The following is an 871-nucleotide window of genomic DNA, read 5'->3' as shown; positions in this document are numbered from 1 at the left end:
CAGCGATTGCGCATGAGCTTAATCAGCCGCTGGCCGCAATGTCTGCTTATAGCGAAGTGGCCCTTCACGCGATATTTAACGATGGTCTTCAATCTGGTCAACTAAAAAGAGCGCTTGAGGGTTGCGTGGAACAGGCGCAACGTGCTGGTCGCAGTTTACATGAACTGCTGGCTTTTCTTCAGAAGAGTGAATTGGTCACCGAACGGTTAAATCTAAACGAACTCATCCATGATGTGCTAAACATTGTGTGCAATGACGGTCACGGAGGATTTCATGTCACACTGCATTTGCAACAAGATATCCCGGCTGTTCAGTGTAATCGTACACAAGTGCAAAAAGTTCTGGTGAATCTGTTCAGAAATGCTGAAGAAGCCATGCGTGCCATAGGCGTGCTTATCTTGACGATTACTACTAAGGTGCAAACTATGAATGAAACCAGTATGGCTTTAATCGTTGTTCAGGATAGCGGCCCTGGTCTTGATCAGGTGATGGCGAAACGCTTATTTGAACCGTTTGCCACGACCAAGCCAACAAGAATAGGTATGGGGCTCGCAATCAGTCGCGCATTGATTGAAGCCAATGACGGACACCTCTGGTTAGATCCCGAAGCAAACTCAGGTGCTAAATTTCATTTTACTTTGCCTCTTGCGCCATGATCACGCATGAACCAACCGTTTTTATTGTAGATGACGATGCAGCCGTACTGGATTCTCTTACGCTGATGATTGAACAGGCAGGTATTAGCGTGCAATCTTTCGCGCATGCGGATGCATTTCTGAGTGCTTATCACCCTGATTTCTTTGGCTGCATTATCATCGACGTGAAGATGCCGGGAATGGACGGTCTGCGGCTACAGGAAGAACTTACCTGG

2 protein-coding genes are annotated in these 871 nt (G+C 47.2%); both read left to right on the top strand.

All coding sequences use genetic code 11. From position 1 onward, the window contains the following. A partial coding sequence (locus tag C7H79_RS17250) for a sensor histidine kinase (protein ID WP_242447363.1) occupies nt 1-656 on the top strand: 656 nt, incomplete at its 5' end. After that, nucleotides 653-871, top strand: a 219-nt coding sequence (locus tag C7H79_RS17245) for a response regulator transcription factor (protein ID WP_119983680.1), incomplete at its 3' end; no start/stop codon positions are given. The genes C7H79_RS17250 and C7H79_RS17245, both read left to right, overlap by 4 nt.

Source organism: Nitrosomonas supralitoralis (assembly GCF_003011925.2).
GTDB lineage: Bacteria > Pseudomonadota > Gammaproteobacteria > Burkholderiales > Nitrosomonadaceae > Nitrosomonas > Nitrosomonas supralitoralis.
This window is presented reverse-complemented; position numbering and strand designations above follow the sequence as displayed.